The organism is Wolbachia endosymbiont of Drosophila tristis (assembly GCF_028981745.1).
Classification (GTDB): domain Bacteria; phylum Pseudomonadota; class Alphaproteobacteria; order Rickettsiales; family Anaplasmataceae; genus Wolbachia; species Wolbachia pipientis.
In genome coordinates, this window is record NZ_JAPQLN010000054.1 from 1 (window position 1) to 1,834 (window position 1,834).

Consider the following 1,834-nt stretch of genomic DNA (forward strand, 5'->3'; position numbering starts at 1 on the left):
GGTTTAAAGTACAGCCAAGAAGATGGGTTGTAGAAAGGACTTTTGCTTGGGTTAATAGGAATAGAAGGCTATCGAAGGAGTATGATTTACTCACAACATCCACTGAGAATTTCATATACCTAGCTATGAGTAGGGTTATGTTAAAGAGGGAATATGCTTGAATTTACTAGTTTCCGGACAACCTCTTAACCGAGATTTAGAAACAATTGCTACATCATCTGTATTACACAACAAGGTTGATTTCCTTCGAGTGCATAATGTGCGTGATCACATGCGATTTTTTGTAGCTCAAGCTGCTTTACAGGGATGATAGTTATCGGAATTATGGCTGTTGATCCCAAGGGGGTAATTGGAATAAATAATGGATTGCCCTGGCATTATCCAAGTGAGTTAGATCATTTTCGTCAGGTGACTGAAAAACAAGTTATTGTTATGGGGAGAAAGACATTTGAAACTATGCCTCAAGACATATTAGGGAATCGTATCCCTGTTGTTTTTTCTCGTGACAAATTAAATTCTTGTTTTAACAGAGGAGTAAAATGCACTATTATTTCTTCTATGCAAGAGTTTTTGTCAATCCAAAGTAATTCTAAAGTCTTCATGATTGGTGGAGCACAAATAGCGCATCTTTTTTTGGAGTATGATCTAATCTCAGAATTTATCATAACAGAAATTCACAAACCCTATAAAGGTGATGTATATTTCAACTTAACACTTCTTGATGGATGGCATAAAACTATTCTCACCAAAACGAAAGATTATACTATATGCAAGCTGACACGTTAATATGCATGTTGAAGCAATTTATACCCACCGCATTGAATGTGGAGAAGTATTAGAGCAGGTTCTTGATCGCTATGTTTCAGAGTTGCTAAGAGAGGAAGTTGTTCTTGCTATCACATCAAAAATCATTTCTATTTGTCAAAAACAAGTGGTTTGCAAAACTGCTTGTTCTAAAGAAGAGCTAATCAAAAGAGAAGCTGATGCAATTGTTGATGTAGACCATAATTCTTACGGCATCTATTTAACAATCAAAGACAATATCTTAATTCCATCTGCTGGTATTGATGAATCAAATGGTAATGAAATGTATATTTTATACCCAAAGGATGTTCAGAAAACAGCTCTATCAATATGGAACTATCTCAAGACAAAACACTGCATAAAACATCTTGGTATTTTGATTACAGATAGTAACATAACACCTATGCGCCTTGGGGTTACGGGCGTTGCTCTTGGTTGGTGTGGATTTGAACCATTTTATTCCTATATAGGCAAGCCAGATCTTTATGATCAACCACTGCAAGTAACACAAGTCAATCTTCTTGATGCGCTGGCAACGTCTGCTGTTTTAGTTATGGGAGAAGGGGCGGAGCAAACACCAATGGCAATAATTAGTGGCGCACCAAAGATTCACTTTCTTACTCGTCCGCCAACTACAGAAGAAGAAAAAAGTGTGAAGATATCTATGGAAGAGGACCTTTACTCTCCTCTCCTCATGCGAGCCCGCTGGTTAAAGAGTTAAAGAGGAACTTAAAAATTTGCTATTAGACTTCTTACATAACCATATAACATTGGGAATAGAAACAAAAAACTTACTTGACACCCTTCGCCAGCGCCCTTATCATGGTAGTGAAGCTATTGTATTTGCTTTCGCCAATCTGCAGATTAAAAGGTAAGGATTACTTAATGTATCGGCGTCTTATGTTTAATTTTTTGCAGTACATAGATACTGTATGTCTTCACAAAACTTCATCTACATCTAGATTTTTATCTAAATAAGCTGAACGCGCTTATAAAGCGTTACAAGACATCAAAAAATGCCAATACTCGA

At 36.6% G+C, this 1,834-nt stretch carries 4 protein-coding genes; all 4 read left to right on the forward strand.

Annotated elements, in window-relative coordinates:
- On the forward strand, positions 1-161 hold a 161-nt coding region (locus tag OZD64_RS01975), incomplete at its 5' end, for a transposase (RefSeq protein WP_274999147.1).
- Entirely contained in the window at positions 158-310 is a 153-nt protein-coding gene (locus OZD64_RS01980) for a hypothetical protein (RefSeq protein WP_274999211.1), read from the forward strand. The genes OZD64_RS01975 and OZD64_RS01980, both read left to right, overlap by 4 nt.
- Positions 307-786, forward strand: coding sequence for a dihydrofolate reductase (locus tag OZD64_RS01985; protein ID WP_038199174.1), 480 nt, complete (start codon positions 307-309; stop codon positions 784-786). Before OZD64_RS01980 ends, OZD64_RS01985 begins: the two co-directional genes overlap by 4 nt.
- A 1-nt stretch (position 787) precedes the next feature.
- Positions 788-1,525 carry a putative folate metabolism gamma-glutamate ligase gene (locus OZD64_RS01990; protein ID WP_010081866.1) on the forward strand — a complete coding sequence of 246 codons (738 nt, stop codon included), beginning with the start codon at positions 788-790 and terminating at the stop codon, positions 1,523-1,525.
- Positions 1,526-1,834: the final 309 nt, after the last annotated feature.

Coding starts and splice junctions, on each gene's coding strand:
- OZD64_RS01985 (WP_038199174.1), top strand. CDS start 307: ATGATAGTTATCGGAATTATGGCTGTTGATCCCAAGGGGGTAATTGGA.
- OZD64_RS01990 (WP_010081866.1), top strand. CDS start 788: ATGCATGTTGAAGCAATTTATACCCACCGCATTGAATGTGGAGAAGTA.